We start from the raw sequence: 15900 nt of genomic DNA, 5'->3' as shown, positions 1-15900 counted from the left end.
ACGCCCTGTGAACTGAACTCCTTGGCGAGTTCACCTCTTGACAATTAACGCTTAACTGCGCTTTAAAAATAAGCGTAGTGTCTGACAGCCTATTAAGAGAAAAGATCCCTCTGCTTTAGAATCAACTACATACCAGAATGAAATCAAGGTTTATCTAGAGACTGGCTGTCGTTTTTTTCGATTAAATTACTTACTTCACACTTCCAATAATGTGCCACTGCTAATTTTCAGATTTCTCCTACGACGAAATCTCATACTGATCCTGGCCAACTGCTTTTCTACCCGCTATCGCAGCACTCCCACTGCTGACGCACCTGCGCCCACCGCCATGCTTCAGGGCACCAGCCCGCAACCATTACTGCCTGTACGCGCCCTTGGGTAGCGCTATCAGATGGCGGAATATTTTCACGGTCTGTGTAATTATTGCCGCCACAAAAAAGCACGATTACGTGTGAGGTAATAATCAGCATGGATATTTATCAGGCAATGCGGGTGTTTGTCCGTGTGGTCGAGACAGGCAGTTTTACCGCTGCGGCTCAGGCGCTGGGCTATTCCACAGCGCAAACCTCGCGCTTGCTGTCTGAACTTGAATCCTCGCTGCAAGCCAGGCTGCTGCAGCGCAGCACACGGCGGCTGGCATTGACGGAGGTGGGTGCGCGCTATCTTGAGCGCTGCCGAATGATTCTTGGCGAAATAGAGGACGCAAATGCCGAAGCGGCCGGTGCCCATCTGATTCCCCGCGGCCATTTACGCGTACAGTCCACCACCGGGCTGGGGATCCAGCTCCTGGCGCCACTGGTGGCCCGTTATTCGCAGCTGTACCCGCAGGTCGATGTCGATCTGACCCTGTCTCAACGTCAACCCGACTTGCTTGAAGAAGGCCATGACGTGGTGATCACGTTATCGGCCAACCTGCCCGACTCGGAAATGATCGGTCAGCAACTGGGGAGTATCTTCAGCGTCATCAGCGCCGCACCGTCCTACCTGCAAAGCCAGGGCACGCCCAAGACTCCCGACGACCTCAACCAGCACCGCTGCCTGCATCTGGTTGACCCGCTGTTTACCGACAGCTGGACCTTCCGCGATGATCAGGGTGAACAGTCGATTCGCCCCGGCAGCGTGTTTCAGGTCAATGTGGCTGAAGCGATGGCCCAGGCCGCCGAAGCCGGACTCGGGGTTTGCCTGTTGCCGGATTACGTGGCGGTCGGTTCCTATCAGCGCGGTGCGCTGGTGCGCCTGTTGCCTCAATACCGGTTGCACGAAAAAAGCATCTACGCGCTTTACCCCTCGCGACGCTTTCTGGATGCCAAGGTCAAAACCTGGGTCGAGTTTCTCAAGCAGGAAATTCCGAAGGTGCTTGATCAGCACCAGGCCATCGTCGACGACCCGGCGCATTGGGCATAGCGTCAGACTTACCCTTGCAGTTGCTCGCGCAAGGCCTGGGCGGTGCGATCGAACTGCAGTGGGGTCACCGAAATCCCGCCCTGGGTGACAACCCGGGTTTCTGTATCGGCGGCTTCGGGGTGCTGGTGGCGGCTGATACTGAGCCAGTAATAGCTGGACTCGCGAAAGTCCGTACGCTCGTTCACACTCACCCCGTCCATACGGCCATGGCCCTGGCGAGTGATCTGTACGGGGCCGGCCTGCTCGGGCGCAACGTCCGGGAAGTTGATGTTCAGGCACGCTGATTGCTCCCAGCCCTTGCCCAGCAACTGGCGAATCACCCCGGGCGCCAGTGTGCGGGCCGTGTCCCAGCGCACCGAGTCGCGACGGGTGAAGTACTGGCTCAGGGCAATGGAGGGGATACCCAGCAACAGGCCGGTCATCGCCGCTCCCACCGTGCCGGAGTACAGGGTTTCGACCCCCAGATTGGCGCCTTTGTTGATGCCGGACAGCAATAGCTGCGGCGGGCTGTCCATCAACTGCTGCAAGGCCATCGCAACACAGTCGGCCGGGGTTCCGGACACCGAAAAACGGCGCTCGCCACGGGCAGTCACCCGCAACGGGTGATGGATGCTGATGGCGGTGGAAATACCGCTCTGGTCATGGTCCGGGGCGACCACCCAGACCTCGTCTGCCAGTTCCCGAGCCACAGCCTCAAGGGCCTCAAGACCCGGGGCGTCGATCCCGTCATCATTGGTAATCAAAATTCGTTGCAGTCGAGCGACCGTCATGCCTGAACTCCTTGTTGTTGGGGAGTCGCCCAGAACGGCAAGGCAAAAGCCCGGATTGTCCGGCTCGCAACTTGCCGCTCGACGCTCCTGCTAGATGCCCTGCAATGCCAGATCCATCGCAAAGTAGGTCAGAATCATGTCTGCGCCGGCCCGCTTGATCGAGCCCAGGCTTTCACGAACAACCCGCGCTTCGTCGATGGCTCCGGCCAGGGCGCCGAACTTGATCATCGCGTACTCGCCGCTGACCTGATACGCCGCCAGAGGTAGACGCGAGGCTTCACGGACGTCACGAATGATGTCCAGGTACGCGCCGGCGGGCTTGACCATCAACACGTCGGCACCCTCCTGCTCGTCCAGCAGCGACTCGCGAATCGCTTCGCGACGATTCATCGGGTTCATCTGGTACGACTTGCGATCGCCTTTCAACGCGCTGCCACCCGCCTCACGGAAAGGACCATAGAGTGCCGAAGCGAACTTGGTGGAGTACGCCATGATCGAAGTGTCAATAAACCCGGCAGCATCCAGCGCGCTGCGGATGGCCTGAACCTGACCATCCATGGCCGCAGAAGGCGAGATGAAATCAGCGCCTGCCGCAGCGGCGGCAACGGCCTGCTTGCCCAGATTGATCAGGGTCGCATCATTGTCCACGCCATGATCGTGCATCACACCGCAATGCCCGTGGGAGGTGTACTCGCAGAAGCAGGTGTCACTCATCACGATCATTTCCGGGGCGGTATCCTTGCAGATACGGGCCATGCGCGACACCAGACCGTCTTCACGCCATGAATCGCTACCTGTGGCATCCAGATGGTGCGACACGCCAAATGCCATCACCGACTTGATCCCTGCACGGGCATAGCGTTCGATTTCGCCGGCCAGTTTGGACTCGGGAATACGCATCACACCCGGCATGCTGGTGATAGGTACGAAGTCGTCGATTTCTTCTTCGACAAAAATCGGCAGCACCAGGTCGTTAAGGCTGAATTCGGTTTCCTGAAACATGTCGCGCAGGGTTTGCGAGCGGCGCAGGCGGCGGGGACGAACAGAAGGGAACTGGTTAGGCATCATGGTTCCTGATGGGCAGGTTCATAGACAGACGAGCCTTGGCCAAGGCTCAATGGCGCAACAAATACAGGATTGACCCTGCAATTGCAAAACATCCGGCCGGCCTGCGGCCTGTTGTCGCAGGCAGTAACTGCATCCATGGCGCATAGGCTCCGGTTGTACATTTCGTAAAAAAGCGTAACATCGCCGACCATGATTCTTGAACAGCTCAAAGCCCTGGGTAATGACACTCGCATGCAAATGATGGAGTGGCTCAAAGACCCGCTCAGCAATTTCCCGCGCCAGGATCATGGCGATCCTGCAATCGGCGTGTGCGTGACCCATTTGCAGCACAAGGCCGGTCTTTCCCCTTCCACTGCTTCGGCGCACCTGGCCATTTTGCAGCGTGCAGGCTTTGTCCTCACCACACGCATCGGCAAGTGGACGTACTACCGGCGCAATGAGCAGGCGATAGATGACTTTGCGGCTAGGCTGAAAGTCGAGTTGTAATTTTTAACCGATCATTTCGTTATTTTGCGTAATGTGAAAACTTGAGGACATCCCGTGAGCATTAAAACTATCTTCGTTGAACCCGGCGGCGGTTATCCAAATGTGGTCGTTGGCAGCAGCGAAGCACGCGCACCTGGCAGTGGCGAAATCACTGTACGTTTACATGCCAACTCCCTGAACTATCACGACTTCGCCGTGGTAAGCGGCATGTGGGGACCGAGTCAAAAACGTATTCCCATGGCGGATGGCGCCGGTGAAGTGATTGCCGTCGGCAGTGCGGTCAGCGAGTTCAAGGTCGGCGATTCGGTGGTCAGCACTTTCTTCCCGGAGTGGATCGACGGCACCCCGCTGGTTGAGGGCTTTGTCAGCGTACCCGGTGATGGCATCGATGGTTATGCCCGTGAGCAAGTCACAGCCAAGGCCACCTCGTTTACCCTCGCCCCCACCGGCTACAGCCACGCCCAGGCCTCTACCCTGACCACCGCAGGTCTGACCGCATGGCGCGCCTTGATGGCCGATGACTCGCTCAAGCCCGGCGACACGGTGCTGGTCCAGGGCACGGGCGGGGTTTCGATTTTCGCCCTGCAATTCGCCAAAATGGCCGGCGCCACCGTGATCGCGACCTCTTCCAGCGATGAAAAACTCGAGCGTCTCAAAGCACTGGGTGCTGACCACGTCATCAACTACCGCAAGGACACTGCCTGGGGCGAGACGGCCCGTGCGCTCACCGGCGGTCGCGGGGTGGACCACATCATCGAAGTCGGCGGTCCTGAGACCCTTGAACAGTCGATGATCGCCATTCGCGTGGCCGGGCATATCTCGATCATCGGTATTTTGAGCGGCACCAGCGGCGCCATGAACTTTGTCCCGGCACTGATCAAGCAAGTGCGTCTGCAAGGGGTACTGGTAGGAAGCCGCAGCCAGCAACAGGACATGGTACGGGCGATCAATGCCAGCGGCATGCGCCCGGTCATCGACCGGCACTTCCCGCTGAGCGAGATTGTCGAGGCGTTCAAGTACCAGGAAACCAACCAGCATTTTGGCAAGATCGTGCTGGACATCTGACCCCATCACCGGTGGCGCATTGACAGTGCGTCACCGGCTTCTCTAGATTCAGGCATTTACCCAGAGAGCTAAGCCTGATGAGTCTTGAATCTGTCCGCGCATTTTTCCTCGCCAAAGCACCCGACCTGCACATCATTGAGCTGGCCACCAGTACCGCTACCGTAGCTCTGGCTGCCCAAGCCCACGGCGTTGAGCCCGGCCAGATCGCCAAGACCCTGGCCTTTCGTGTCGGTGAACGCAATGTGCTACTGGTTGCCCGTGGCGATGCGCGTATCGATAACAAAAAAATCAAGAATGCCCTGGGCAGCAAAGCCAAGATGCTTGATGCCGATACTGTCGTGGCCCTGACCAGTCACCCCGTTGGCGGCGTTTGCCCGTTCGGGCTGGCGACCGATCTGGCGGTATATTGCGACATTTCCCTTAAAGCCTTCACTGAAGTGATGCCTGCAGCCGGCGCTACCCACACCGCTGTGCGTATCAGCCCCGACCGAATGGCCGAACTGGTCAATGCCCAATGGGTCGATGTCTGCCAGGCCAGCCAAACCGAAGAGACCGTTTAAACCGCTCTATTACGGGGCTTACAGGGGCGAATGGCGGCTGTGCATATGGAAAATATGGATGCTATCGATTATCATTATCCACTTCATCTGCACCCTGCCTCGGCTTCAATAAACCAACAAATGCGTGGCCGGGTGCTTTTTTAAAGGACTAATTGAGGCGCCCATGCACCGCTTTTCTTTCAGCAAATCCTTGATTTGCGCCACCCTGGGGATTTTCACCCTGCCCGCTTCAGCGGCCTTTCAACCCGTATCCGAGGCCGCTCTGGCCGGTGAATCGGACAGATCCTGTCACTTCAACGCGGACACCAGCTACGACTGCACCTCAACCTATAGCTACACCATCCTCACCAATAACGGTCGCGAAATGATTTCGCGTATCGACTTCAGCTTCCCGGAGTCTGACCGCCTGGAAATAATCAAGGCCGAATCGACCCAACCGGGCGCCAAACCGGTGGCACTGGCTGACACACAAATCGACACCCGGATGGCACCGAACCCGGACCAGGGTTTTTTACGCTTGAAGCAAACCTCGATCGCCTTCCCCAACCTGCGAATCGGCACGATGGTGAGCTATACCCTGCGCGAACACATAGCAGCCAAGCCGCTGAGTCATGAGTTTCACTATGTGCTGATGTTCCCCCCCAATGCGGTGCGTATGGACCGTTTTAAAAACAGCTTCAGCGCTGAAAAGCCAATCGTGTGGCGCAGCGAAATGATGGAAGACTTCAGCTTTACTCCGTCGGCCGACAACAAAAGCCTGGTCATTGAACAGAAGGCACCGCGCTTCGTGAATTATGTCAATGAAGCCGGCAACGCTTATATTCGCCAGCTGCCAAGGGTTGAACTGGGCAGTTCGAGCCGCATGCAGGATTACTTCGGCGATTTTGCCCGGCGCTACACCGAAATTACCGCAGCCAGACTGCCTGCCATCAGTGCCAGGGCAGTGGCCGGCCTTAAAGGCTTGCCGCCGGAGCAACAGGTATCGGGCCTGATGCAGCATATCCACGATAACTATCGTTATCTGGGCGACTGGCGAGCCAGCGATCGGGGCTATGTGCCTTTCACCCTCGCTGAAATCGAAGACCGCGGCTATGGCGACTGCAAAGACCTGGCGGTACTGCTCACAGCCATGCTCAACGCTAGCGGCATCGACGCGCAGACCACCTGGGTCAGCCGTGGCAACATGAGCCTGGGGTTGTTGCTGCCGGGCACCTCAGCACCCAACCACGCCATCGTACGGGCGCGGATCAACGGTAAAGTCTGGTGGCTCGACCCGACCAATCCGGTGTTCTCGCCGGGGCGCTCCATGCCGGATATTCAGGATCGCTGGGCACTGGTGATAGACCCGCAAGGCGCAGTTCGCCGGGAACATATCCCGCAAGAAGAACCTGTTGTCAGCACCCTGGTACGGAAACAGGAACACTTCAACCCTGATGGCACCGCGCGCACCAGCGCCGACATCGAAATGAGCCAGATGCGCCTGATGAGACTGAGTGTGGCCGATAACCAGTCGGGTATTTCTGGTACCGACCAGGACCTTTGCGACCGGTTCAGCAAGGAACAGACCGATTGCACGATCACACGCTCAGCCACCGGGTTTGTGGTACCCCACAAGTATCAGGTCAAGGCCGAACTGACCGACCTGCGCCCATTGAAGACACTCTCGGGCCAAAGCGTGTACCAGCCCGCCTTCATGACTGAACGTTGGGATGATTTGGTCAATTACCGCCGCACCGGGCAAAAGGCCGACTTGTATCTGGAAGATCCTGAAACCATGGACTACGAGATCACCCTGTCAGGGCTACAGGTTGCGCAGAACATCAAGAGCTGCACCGTTCGTTCGCCCTGGTTCGACATGGACCTCAATGGCAAACAGGTCGAGGGCCATTACCGCTACCAGTACCGCCTGACACAAAAGCAACGCTGGCTGAGCCATGACGACATCATGAGCGGCCCTTTCGAAGCAATGCTCAAGGAAGCCAGAAACTGCAACGATCAGATGCAGCAAGTGGTGACACTGCAAACCGCGGCCTGAGTTAATCAAACAGCTGCAAAAAAGCCTGGCCCTCTTGCGGGGGCCAGGCTTTTTTTTGAGTCCGCTATCAGGCGATCGCGGTATCCACCAACACCTGGGCTTCTTCTACCAGACGGCTCAGGTGCTCGTCACCGATAAAGCTCTCGGCGTAGATTTTGTAAATGTCTTCAGTGCCAGAAGGGCGTGCCGCAAACCAGCCGTTTTTAGTCATCACCTTGAGTCCGCCAATCGCCTGATCGTTGCCGGGCGCATGACTGAGAATCCCGGTAATGTCTTCGCCGGCCAGGCTTGTGGATTTGACTTGCTCCGGCGACAGCTTGCCAAGCAGGGCTTTCTGTTGCGGGGTAGCCTTGGCATCGACCCGGGTCGAGAACGGCAGGCCCAGGTCTTCGGTCATTTGCTGATACAGCTGCGAAGGATCACGACCGGTACGGGCCGTCATTTCTGCGGCCAGCAGCGAAGGAATCAGGCCGTCCTTGTCTGTCGACCAGACACTGCCGTCCAGGCGCAGGAATGAAGCCCCGGCGCTTTCTTCGCCACCAAAACCCAGCGAGCCTTCAAACAGGCCATCGGCAAACCACTTGAAGCCCACCGGCACTTCGTACAGGCGGCGGCCCAGACGGGCAGCAACCCGGTCAATCAGCCCGCTGCTGACAACGGTCTTGCCAACGGCTGCGTCTGCACGCCAGTGCGGACGGTTCTGGAACAGATAGTCAATGGACACTGCCAGGTAGTTGTTGGGGGCCAACAGACCGCCTGAAGGGGTAACAATGCCGTGGCGGTCATGGTCGGGGTCGCAGGCAAAAGCCACGTCGAAACGCTCTTTAAGGCCAATCAACCCCTGCATGGCATAGCTGGAGGACGGGTCCATGCGGATGCGCCCGTCCCAGTCCACACACATGAAGCGGAAGGTTGGATCTACCGAGGTGTTCACCACTTCCAGGTTCAAGCCGTAGTGCTCGCCGATCGCCGGCCAGTAGTTCACGCCCGCGCCGCCCAATGGGTCCACGCCAAGACGCAGGTTGGCGCCGCGCAGGGTATCCATGTCGATCACGTTCTTCAGATCGGCGACATAGGTATTCAGGTAGTCGTGACGATGGGTGGTGCCGGCCTTCAAGGCCTGTTCGTAGCTGATGCGTTTGACACCCGCCAGCCTGGCTGCCAGTAACTCGTTGGCCTTGGCCTCGATCCACTTGGTGACATCGGTATCGGCCGGGCCGCCGTTAGGCGGGTTGTACTTGAAACCGCCGCTTTCAGGCGGGTTGTGCGACGGTGTAATAACCACACCATCGGCCAGGCCTGAAGTCCGACCGCGGTTGTAGCAAATAATGGCGTGGGAAATGGCCGGCGTCGGGGTGTATTCGTCATTGGCGGCGATCATGGTTTCGACGCCATTGGCGGCAAACACTTCCAGCGCACTGGCACCAGCAGGCGTCGACAGTGCATGGGTGTCGATGCCGACAAACAGCGGACCATTGATGCCTTTCATTTGCCGGTACAGGCAAATGGCCTGACTGATGGCCAATACATGCCACTCATTGAAACTCAGATCAAACGAACTGCCGCGGTGACCGGAAGTACCAAAGGCCACACGCTGGGTGGCGATCGCTGCATCAGGTTGACCGGTGTAATAAGCGGTCACCAGTCGCGCAATATCGACCAGCAATTTCGCAGGAGCCGGTTTGCCCGCAAGAGGACTGAGAGTCATGCAAAACCTCGGGAAATAAATGATTCAGAGGAAAAAAGGCAGTTTACTGGCAGTTCGACACTGGCGCGAAGCAATCTATCCCTGCAAGTGCATCTGTTTTGCACTTAAATAGCCTTTTAGTTGTCAGATACAGCCCATAGATTCACCTGAACGACATTTTTCTGTTCTGAAATAAGGAAGCAGCATGAAACCACTCTTGATCAGCGCGGCCCTGGCCCTTTCGCTGAGTACGCTGTGCAGCGTCGCCAACGCCGCCAAACTTGAGGATGTGGCGCCCTACCCTAAAGCCGAAGCGGGCTATAGCCGACAAGTCATTCACCTGCCCAAGCAAAAGAATGAGGACGACTACAAAGTCCAGATCATTGCCGGCAAGACCCTGCAGGTGGACTGCAACCAGCAGCGTCTGGGCGGCAAGCTGGAAGAAAAAACCCTCAAGGGCTGGGGCTATCCGATGTATCGCCTGAACAAGGTCAGCGGGCCTATGAGCACCATGATGGCCTGCCCTGAAGGCAAGTCGCACCCCGAATTTGTCCCCGTGGTCGGCGATGGCTTCATGCTGCGCTATAACAGCAAGTTGCCGATCGTGGTCTACGTGCCCAAGGACATAGAAGTGCGTTACCGGATCTGGTCGGCCTCCAAGCAGATCAAGCAGGCGGTCAGCGAGTAAACAATCAATAACCCTGACAAGGAACGACGGCTGCGACAGGCATCCTTAAATGCGCGAGCCCTGCGGGCTCGATCGCAGCCTTCGTTCCTCGTCAGCGACTATGGCTCTGCTGACTATTGCAAGCCGACGCGATACAACGCGCCGTTGCTTTCATCGGTCAAGACATACAAATAACCGTCCGGGCCCTGGCGCACGTCCCGGATACGCGCGTTCAGACCGCCCAACAAGCGCTCTTCATGCACCACCTTGTCACCATCAAGCTGTAGCCGGATCAGGTCTTTATCGGCCAGCGCGCCGATAAACAGGTTGTGCTGCCAGGGCTTGAAGCGCTCCCCATCGTAGAACGCCATCCCGCTAATGCCCGGAGACTTCTCCCACACATGATGGGGGCCTGTGGTTCCTTCGGCTGTTTTGCCCCCGGCTTCAGAGATGGGCTGCGAAGAATAGTCAATGCCATGGGTCGCCAGTGGCCAGCCATAGTTCCTGCCGCGCTCGATCAGGTTGATTTCGTCGCCGCCTTTGGGGCCATGCTCATGGCTCCAGAGTGTCCCGGTCCAGGGGTTCAAGGTGGCACCCTGCTGATTGCGATGGCCAAATGACCAGATTTCCGGGCGTACCCCTTGCTGGCCCACAAAAGGGTTGTCGGGCGGGATTCGACCGTCAGGGTATATGCGCACCACTTTGCCCTGCAGCTTGTCGAGGTCCTGGGCAGTCGGTCGCTGATTATTTTCGCCAAGGGCAATAAATAAATAGCCATCACGGTCAAACACCAGACGTGAGCCGAAATGGTTGCCGGTTGACAGTTTGGGCTCCTGACGAAAGATCACCTCAAAGTTGCTGAGTTTGGTCAGATCATCCGACAAGCGCCCGCGTCCAACCGTGGTCCCCGCTTTGCCGTCCTCACCACCCCCTTCGGCGTAGGACAGGTACACCAGGCGATCCTCGACAAAACTCGGCGACAGCACCACATCCAGCAGGCCGCCCTGCCCTTTGGCCCATACCTGGGGAACACCGGATAGCGGGGCAGACAGTTTGCCGGACGGGCTCACCACCCGCAGGTTGCCCGGAAGTTCGGTAACCAGCATGCCCTGCTTTTCCGGGAGAAAGGCCAGGGCCCAGGGATGTACAAGGCCTTCGACAACTGGCGTTGCAGTGACTGTTCCGGACTCGGAGGCAAAGGTCCGCTGGGCATCGGCGTGGGCCATGACAGCCACATTGAGCAGCGAGGTGGCGCACAGCGTGGCCAGGGTTTTTCTCAACATTGGCTGATCCTTGTTCGATTAACGATTGTCCCGCGGCTGAAGCGATGGCGCCGTTGGCTTGATGGTCCGGGGTGGGGGCTGGCTACGCGGGTAGCCATTGCCGATTTGCCCGTTCTCAATGGACGGCTGGCGTATCACAGGGGCCGTCGACGGGCTTCGTACCGCTGGCGTTGCGGGGATCGTGCCCTGCCGGCTGTTGGGATTGATGCGTCGCAGCGTATTGTCTGCAGGCGCAGAATTGGGGCTCAGAGTGTTTTGCGCCACCCGCCCGGACTCTGAAGTCAAAGAGGTGCCGGCCTGCGCCTGGGCGACAAGTACAGCCCCCAGGAGCAAGCATAGATAGCTGGACCGGATAATATTCATCTTCGCCCCCATGGTTTGTTCATCACATGGCTCCTGTGCGGGGCCGTTCACTGGCAGGCTCAGTCTTCAGGACCGATCTCGATGACCACTGATTCCCGGGCCTCCTCCAGCAACGCCTGACGGCAGACCTGATAGCAATCCTCGATATGGCCGTTGCCGACCATTTTCATCACCCCAAAACTGATGGTTGCGGCGACCGCCTGCCCCACAAACGGCACGAAGCGGATCACCGACTTGGTCGCCACCTTGGTGCCCATCTTGCGCACCAAGGACATGACCAGTGTCCGGCTGATGAATTTGCCGATGACTTCACTGCCGATCCCGGAAACCGCCACCACAATCAGGCGCCTGGACCGCGAGTCCAGCCGCTCGATCTGCTGCGGGGTCAGTCCGAACTTGCTGTTGATCGCCGGCAGCATTTCCACCAGCAACGCCACATCAGTGCCTATGTCGAGCCCGGGAATAGGGATGGCCGCGGCGCCTGCCGATACGGCCGAGCGTTTGGTGACCATGGATTTGCACTCGTCACGAATGCGATCAAGTTCGGCCAGTGACCTGATTAACATAAGTTACCCCCCGCCAATTAAAAATAACGCGAACCTAGTCTACTACGGCCTTCAGACCGCCAAGGCAGCTCTGCTTTTGATGTAGAGGATAGATGGGGCGAGAAATTCACAAGGCTGGAAAAGGTTTTTCGCCACGAACGGGCTCAGGCAGGAACAGAGGGGGTAAGCCTGTACTCTTGTGAAGTACAGGCCTGGCGCATTACACGTCTTTTTTGACTTTGGCCCACTCGGACTTGATTTTTTGCACGAAGGATTCTTTCGGCGTTTCCTTGCAGGCAGTGATTACCAGCGGGGTGATTTTGGCAACGCCGTCCACGTCCAGAACAGCATCCTCAACCTGACCTTTCTTGTTCACTGCTTCACCCAGACCAACGGCGATCGGCTGATAGGTTTCATCAACCGCCAGGAAATCCGCGCACGTCCATTGCGCAACAGGCTGCTTGGCATCAGCTTGTGCCAGGCCCGACAGTGCGACAAGACTGACAGCGCTCAACAGCAGAATGTGCTTCTTCATATGAATATTTCCCTATTATCAAAAAGAGTTGATGTGTTTCTACCTGCCGCCAAGAACATAGTAGTGAATGCATTAGCTGTCAAAAAATCACTACAACTTATTTATTCTTTTAGCGCCTGAAACACCAGGGTTTTACATTTAAAAGACATACTAAACCTGAACGGATATCGCGTTATCCGTTCAGTACCTTCAGCAACTAAGGTCCAAGTTTCGCAGGCTCCCGACACTGGGTAAGAATGCCTGCTGAATTGGCTATGGCGGGCCGTTTATTGAGAAAGAATGACCTTCATTGCCTTCTCCTTTGCCGCATTGCCGAACACCTCATAAGCCTGAAGAATGTCATTGAGTGCGAATCGGTGGGTAATCAGCTGGCCGGCATCTACCTTGCCGGACTGCACCGTTTTCATGAGCATGGGCGTGGTGTTGGTATTGACCAGCCCGGTCGAAATGGTGACGTTCTGGATCCAGAGTTTTTCCAGGTGCAGCTCAACACTTTTGCCATGCACCCCCACGTTGGCAATGCTGCCTCCAGGGGCTACAACCGACTGGCAGGTATCGAAGGATGCCGGGATGCCCACCGCCTCAATCGCCACATCCACCCCTACCCCCTGGGTCAACTCGAAGATGCGTTCAACGGCATTCTGCGTGTTGATATCAATCACATGGGTCGCGCCAAAACGCTGCGCAACTTCAAGACGATTGGTGTCGCCATCAACCATGATCAGCAAGGCGGGCGAGTAAAATTGCGCCGTCAGCAAGGCGGCCATGCCCACAGGGCCCGCCCCGACTATCACCACACTGTCACCCGGCTTGACCTTGCCGGCGAGCACGCCGATCTCGAAGCCGGTAGGCAAAATGTCGCTGAGCATCACCAGCGCTTCTTCATCCGCGCCGGCGGGCACCGGGTACAGGCTGTTGTCGGCATGGGGAATACGCACATATTCGGCCTGGGTACCGTCAATCGTATGGCCCAGAATCCAGCCGCCGTCAGCGCAATGGGAGTACATCTGCCGCCGGCAGTTGGGGCAACTGCCGCATGAGGTGATGCATGAAATCAGCACATGATCACCGGGCTTGAAGTTGCGAATTGCCGGCCCTACGGCCTCGACCACTCCGACCCCTTCATGGCCCAGCACCGTACCTTTGGTGACCTCGGGTACGTCGCCCTTGAGGATGTGCAGATCGGTGCCACAGATAGTGGTGTGCAAAATACGGACTATGGCATCGGTCGGCTTGTCGATGACCGGTTTGGCGATATCAGACCAGGCTTTTTCGCCTGGCCCCTGATAGGTGAGCGCTTTCATATGGGCTTTCCTTAGTCAGATCAAAAAACAACAGCAACTGGCGTTGATGTGACTCAAGCGCCAGCCCCCAAAGTCGTTCGATGCAGTTAAGCAGCCTTTTCTCCATACACCCTTGCCGCAGGTCATAAAGCCCCGGGTTAAGCATGCGGTCTGTCGCCTCTAGCCTTTGGACGACACCGAGAAATCGGTTTCGCCCCTGGCATCGGACCTGAGTTCAATCTTGTAAGTCTTGCTGGTGCCACAGCCGGACACCTGCCAGGTTTCAACCGCTTTGCTGATTGACCCGGTGGGCGATTGCTCAACACTGGCAATCGTGGTGTCCACATTGCTGATGGACCTGCAGTGGGTCATTGCCGAGAACAGGCCCTGCACATTCACCAGCACATCCTTGCGCAGGACGGGGTCAGTGACCGACTGGCCGCTGAAGGGTGGGCTATGGGCGCAGCCCGTCAGGGTAGCGGCGGCGAAAACCATACTGATGAGGGCAAAGTGACACTTGTTCTTGATCTGCATATTCAATCCTTGAAACGGCTCCATGCCGTGCCTGACCCCGGCAGCCTAGCAGTATCGGAGCACCGCCGGTATCAGGCAGCGACCCTGCGCCATGAACTGAGCAGTGGCGACTCGCCCGGATAATATTATTCGGGCGAGTCGAGGCTTCGCAAAAGGCATGCAGTGGCACCGGAAGTTGAATACTCGGTGACAGTTTTTAAATATTCACCGCCCTTATCCATGGCCGGCTCTGCCATTAAGTAACATTAAACTTTACTGACTTTTATACCTTTGAAAAACAGCAGCAGTAATACCCCCGCCAATATTTCAAAACCGGCCACCATATACAGGCCTGCCGCCAGGCTACCGGTCTGGGTTTTAAGCCAGCCGATCATATAAGGCGCGACGAACCCTGCCAGATTGCCGATGCAGTTGATCAGGGCGATGCCCCCTGCTGCTGCAGTACCTGCCAGAAATGCCCCCGGAATTGACCAGAACACCGGGAAAGCCGCAAGAATGCCCATGGCTGCAACGGTCAAGGCGATAAGTGCCAGTACTGCGTTACCGATAAACAGGCCGGTGCAGATCAATCCCAGCCCCGCCAGGATCGCAGCCATGGCGCAATGGATGCGGCGCTCGGCGCTCTTGTCAGAATGGAAGCCGTTCCACAGCATCGCCACAGTCCCCAAAATAAAAGGGATTGAGGAAAGCAGCCCGATGTTCATGGTGTCATTCACACCCAGGGACTTGATGACCGATGGAGTCCAGAACGCAATGGTTGCGTTACCGCTCACCAGGCAGAAGTAGACCAGTGCACACAACCACAATTTGGGATAACGCAACAGAGTCCGCAGGTCGCTGTGTTTACCCGGCGCGCTGTCCTCGCGGGCAATGGTAGCGGACACCATTTTGCGCTGTGCCGCCGTCAGCCACTTGGCATTCGCCGGTTTTTCCGGAAGATAGCGCAGCACCAGGAAGCCGGCGATAACCGACGGAATACCTTCCAGGATAAACAGCCATTGCCAGTTGGCCAGACTGCCGACACCCACCATGCGACTCATGATGAAACCGGCCAGTGGCCCGCCGACGACCCCGGCAATTGCGAAAGAGGTCATGAACATGCCGTTGATCTTGGCCCGCTGGGCCGCTGGAAACCAGTAAGTGAGGTACAACACCACCCCCGGAAAGAAACCCGCTTCAAAGGCCCCCAGCAAAAACCGCAACACATAGAAGGACCAGGCACTTTCAACATAAGCCATGGCAATGGACGTCAGGCCCCACATGATGGTGATGCGCGCCAGGGTGCGGCGGGCACCGATTTTTTCCAGAAGCAGATTGCTCGGCACTTCAAAAAAGAAGTAGCCGATAAAGAAAATCCCCGCTCCCAGGCCGTAGACCGCCTCACTGAAGCCCAGGTCCTGCAACATGGAGAGTTTGGCGAAGCCGACATTCACCCGGTCGATCCAGGCCAGCACGAAGAGAAACACTAAAAACGGCAACAGGCGCCAGGCGATCTTTCGATAGACAGCACTGACTTCGGTCGCTACCGGGTCGAGGTCAAGCTCTGAAGCCATTGTTGTACTTGGGTTGCTTCGGTTCATAAGTCATCTCGTCAATACGTTGCGCAGTGAGCCGC

The 15900-nt window shown here is 57.3% G+C and carries 15 protein-coding genes; 6 read left to right on the top strand and 9 right to left on the bottom strand.

Annotated elements, in window-relative coordinates; genetic code table 11:
• Positions 1 to 468: 468 nt before the first annotated feature.
• On the top strand, positions 469 to 1404 hold the full coding sequence (locus JQ845_RS05075; RefSeq protein WP_003445752.1) for a LysR family transcriptional regulator: 936 nt from the start codon (positions 469 to 471) through the stop codon (positions 1402 to 1404).
• 8 nt (positions 1405 to 1412) lie between these two features.
• Here JQ845_RS05075 and surE read toward each other — a convergent pair whose 3' ends face one another.
• Positions 1413 to 2174 (bottom strand): 5'/3'-nucleotidase SurE, encoded by a 762-nt coding sequence (gene surE, locus JQ845_RS05070; protein ID WP_203008656.1) that lies wholly within the window; start codon positions 2172 to 2174, stop codon positions 1413 to 1415.
• A 90-nt stretch (positions 2175 to 2264) separates the two neighbouring features.
• Complete coding sequence (gene hemB, locus JQ845_RS05065; protein ID WP_003445756.1) at positions 2265 to 3239, bottom strand: porphobilinogen synthase; 975 nt, start codon at positions 3237 to 3239, stop codon at positions 2265 to 2267.
• Positions 3240 to 3431: 192 nt separating this feature from the next.
• Here hemB and JQ845_RS05060 point away from each other — a divergent pair, with 192 nt between their 5' ends.
• From JQ845_RS05060 to JQ845_RS05045, 4 genes are all read left to right on the top strand, one after another.
• Positions 3432 to 3728, top strand: a complete 297-nt coding sequence (locus tag JQ845_RS05060) for an ArsR/SmtB family transcription factor (protein ID WP_010657033.1) — start codon at positions 3432 to 3434, stop codon at positions 3726 to 3728.
• A 54-nt stretch (positions 3729 to 3782) separates the two neighbouring features.
• Positions 3783 to 4793, top strand: a complete 1011-nt coding sequence (locus tag JQ845_RS05055) for a zinc-dependent alcohol dehydrogenase family protein (RefSeq protein WP_203008655.1) — start codon at positions 3783 to 3785, stop codon at positions 4791 to 4793.
• Positions 4794 to 4870: 77 nt separating this feature from the next.
• Complete coding sequence (locus JQ845_RS05050; protein WP_003445761.1) at positions 4871 to 5353, top strand: YbaK/EbsC family protein; 483 nt, start codon at positions 4871 to 4873, stop codon at positions 5351 to 5353.
• Positions 5354 to 5516: 163 nt separating this feature from the next.
• Positions 5517 to 7388 (top strand): DUF3857 domain-containing transglutaminase family protein, encoded by a 1872-nt coding sequence (locus JQ845_RS05045; RefSeq protein WP_203008654.1) that lies wholly within the window; start codon positions 5517 to 5519, stop codon positions 7386 to 7388.
• A 67-nt stretch (positions 7389 to 7455) separates the two neighbouring features.
• Here JQ845_RS05045 and pgm read toward each other — a convergent pair whose 3' ends face one another.
• Positions 7456 to 9096 (bottom strand): phosphoglucomutase (alpha-D-glucose-1,6-bisphosphate-dependent), encoded by a 1641-nt coding sequence (gene pgm / locus JQ845_RS05040; protein WP_203008653.1) that lies wholly within the window; start codon positions 9094 to 9096, stop codon positions 7456 to 7458.
• A gap of 184 nt (positions 9097 to 9280) precedes the next feature.
• On the opposite strand from pgm, the gene eco reads away from it, so the two are divergent.
• Positions 9281 to 9763: a serine protease inhibitor ecotin gene (eco, locus tag JQ845_RS05035; protein WP_003445767.1), complete on the top strand. Its 483-nt coding sequence runs from the start codon at positions 9281 to 9283 to the stop codon at positions 9761 to 9763.
• A gap of 113 nt (positions 9764 to 9876) precedes the next feature.
• Here the strand turns inward: eco and JQ845_RS05030 are convergent, their stop codons facing one another.
• The 6 genes from JQ845_RS05030 to JQ845_RS05005 all read right to left on the bottom strand — a co-directional run bounded on the left by JQ845_RS05030 (position 9877) and on the right by JQ845_RS05005 (position 15838).
• Complete coding sequence (locus JQ845_RS05030; protein ID WP_203008652.1) at positions 9877 to 11025, bottom strand: PQQ-dependent sugar dehydrogenase; 1149 nt, start codon at positions 11023 to 11025, stop codon at positions 9877 to 9879.
• Between the two features lie 422 nt (positions 11026 to 11447).
• Positions 11448 to 11954 (bottom strand): hypothetical protein, encoded by a 507-nt coding sequence (locus JQ845_RS05025; protein ID WP_003445772.1) that lies wholly within the window; start codon positions 11952 to 11954, stop codon positions 11448 to 11450.
• Positions 11955 to 12153: 199 nt separating this feature from the next.
• Complete coding sequence (gene hdeA / locus JQ845_RS05020; RefSeq protein WP_003445774.1) at positions 12154 to 12468, bottom strand: acid-activated periplasmic chaperone HdeA; 315 nt, start codon at positions 12466 to 12468, stop codon at positions 12154 to 12156.
• Between the two features lie 266 nt (positions 12469 to 12734).
• Positions 12735 to 13772 carry a zinc-dependent alcohol dehydrogenase family protein gene (locus tag JQ845_RS05015; RefSeq protein ID WP_161718760.1) on the bottom strand — a complete coding sequence of 346 codons (1038 nt, stop codon included), beginning with the start codon at positions 13770 to 13772 and terminating at the stop codon, positions 12735 to 12737.
• 159 nt (positions 13773 to 13931) lie between these two features.
• Entirely contained in the window at positions 13932 to 14285 is a 354-nt protein-coding gene (locus JQ845_RS05010; protein WP_127195357.1) for a hypothetical protein, read from the bottom strand.
• A gap of 245 nt (positions 14286 to 14530) precedes the next feature.
• Positions 14531 to 15838 carry an MFS transporter gene (locus JQ845_RS05005; RefSeq protein ID WP_203008651.1) on the bottom strand — a complete coding sequence of 436 codons (1308 nt, stop codon included), beginning with the start codon at positions 15836 to 15838 and terminating at the stop codon, positions 14531 to 14533.
• Positions 15839 to 15900 lie beyond the last annotated feature (62 nt).

It is taken from the genome of Pseudomonas paraversuta (assembly GCF_904063065.1).
In the GTDB taxonomy this organism is placed as follows: Bacteria; Pseudomonadota; Gammaproteobacteria; order Pseudomonadales; family Pseudomonadaceae; genus Aquipseudomonas; species Aquipseudomonas paraversuta.
The sequence above is the reverse complement of the archived record's forward strand: the minus strand, read 5'-3'. Positions and strand labels throughout refer to the sequence as shown.

Coding starts and splice junctions, on each gene's coding strand:
- JQ845_RS05075 (WP_003445752.1), top strand. CDS start 469: ATGGATATTTATCAGGCAATGCGGGTGTTTGTCCGTGTGGTCGAGACA.
- surE (WP_203008656.1), bottom strand. CDS start 2,174: ATGACGGTCGCTCGACTGCAACGAATTTTGATTACCAATGATGACGGG.
- hemB (WP_003445756.1), bottom strand. CDS start 3,239: ATGCCTAACCAGTTCCCTTCTGTTCGTCCCCGCCGCCTGCGCCGCTCG.
- JQ845_RS05060 (WP_010657033.1), top strand. CDS start 3,432: ATGATTCTTGAACAGCTCAAAGCCCTGGGTAATGACACTCGCATGCAA.
- JQ845_RS05050 (WP_003445761.1), top strand. CDS start 4,871: ATGAGTCTTGAATCTGTCCGCGCATTTTTCCTCGCCAAAGCACCCGAC.
- JQ845_RS05045 (WP_203008654.1), top strand. CDS start 5,517: ATGCACCGCTTTTCTTTCAGCAAATCCTTGATTTGCGCCACCCTGGGG.
- pgm (WP_203008653.1), bottom strand. CDS start 9,096: ATGACTCTCAGTCCTCTTGCGGGCAAACCGGCTCCTGCGAAATTGCTG.
- eco (WP_003445767.1), top strand. CDS start 9,281: ATGAAACCACTCTTGATCAGCGCGGCCCTGGCCCTTTCGCTGAGTACG.
- JQ845_RS05030 (WP_203008652.1), bottom strand. CDS start 11,025: ATGTTGAGAAAAACCCTGGCCACGCTGTGCGCCACCTCGCTGCTCAAT.
- JQ845_RS05025 (WP_003445772.1), bottom strand. CDS start 11,954: ATGTTAATCAGGTCACTGGCCGAACTTGATCGCATTCGTGACGAGTGC.
- hdeA (WP_003445774.1), bottom strand. CDS start 12,468: ATGAAGAAGCACATTCTGCTGTTGAGCGCTGTCAGTCTTGTCGCACTG.
- JQ845_RS05015 (WP_161718760.1), bottom strand. CDS start 13,772: ATGAAAGCGCTCACCTATCAGGGGCCAGGCGAAAAAGCCTGGTCTGAT.
- JQ845_RS05010 (WP_127195357.1), bottom strand. CDS start 14,285: ATGCAGATCAAGAACAAGTGTCACTTTGCCCTCATCAGTATGGTTTTC.
- JQ845_RS05005 (WP_203008651.1), bottom strand. CDS start 15,838: ATGGCTTCAGAGCTTGACCTCGACCCGGTAGCGACCGAAGTCAGTGCT.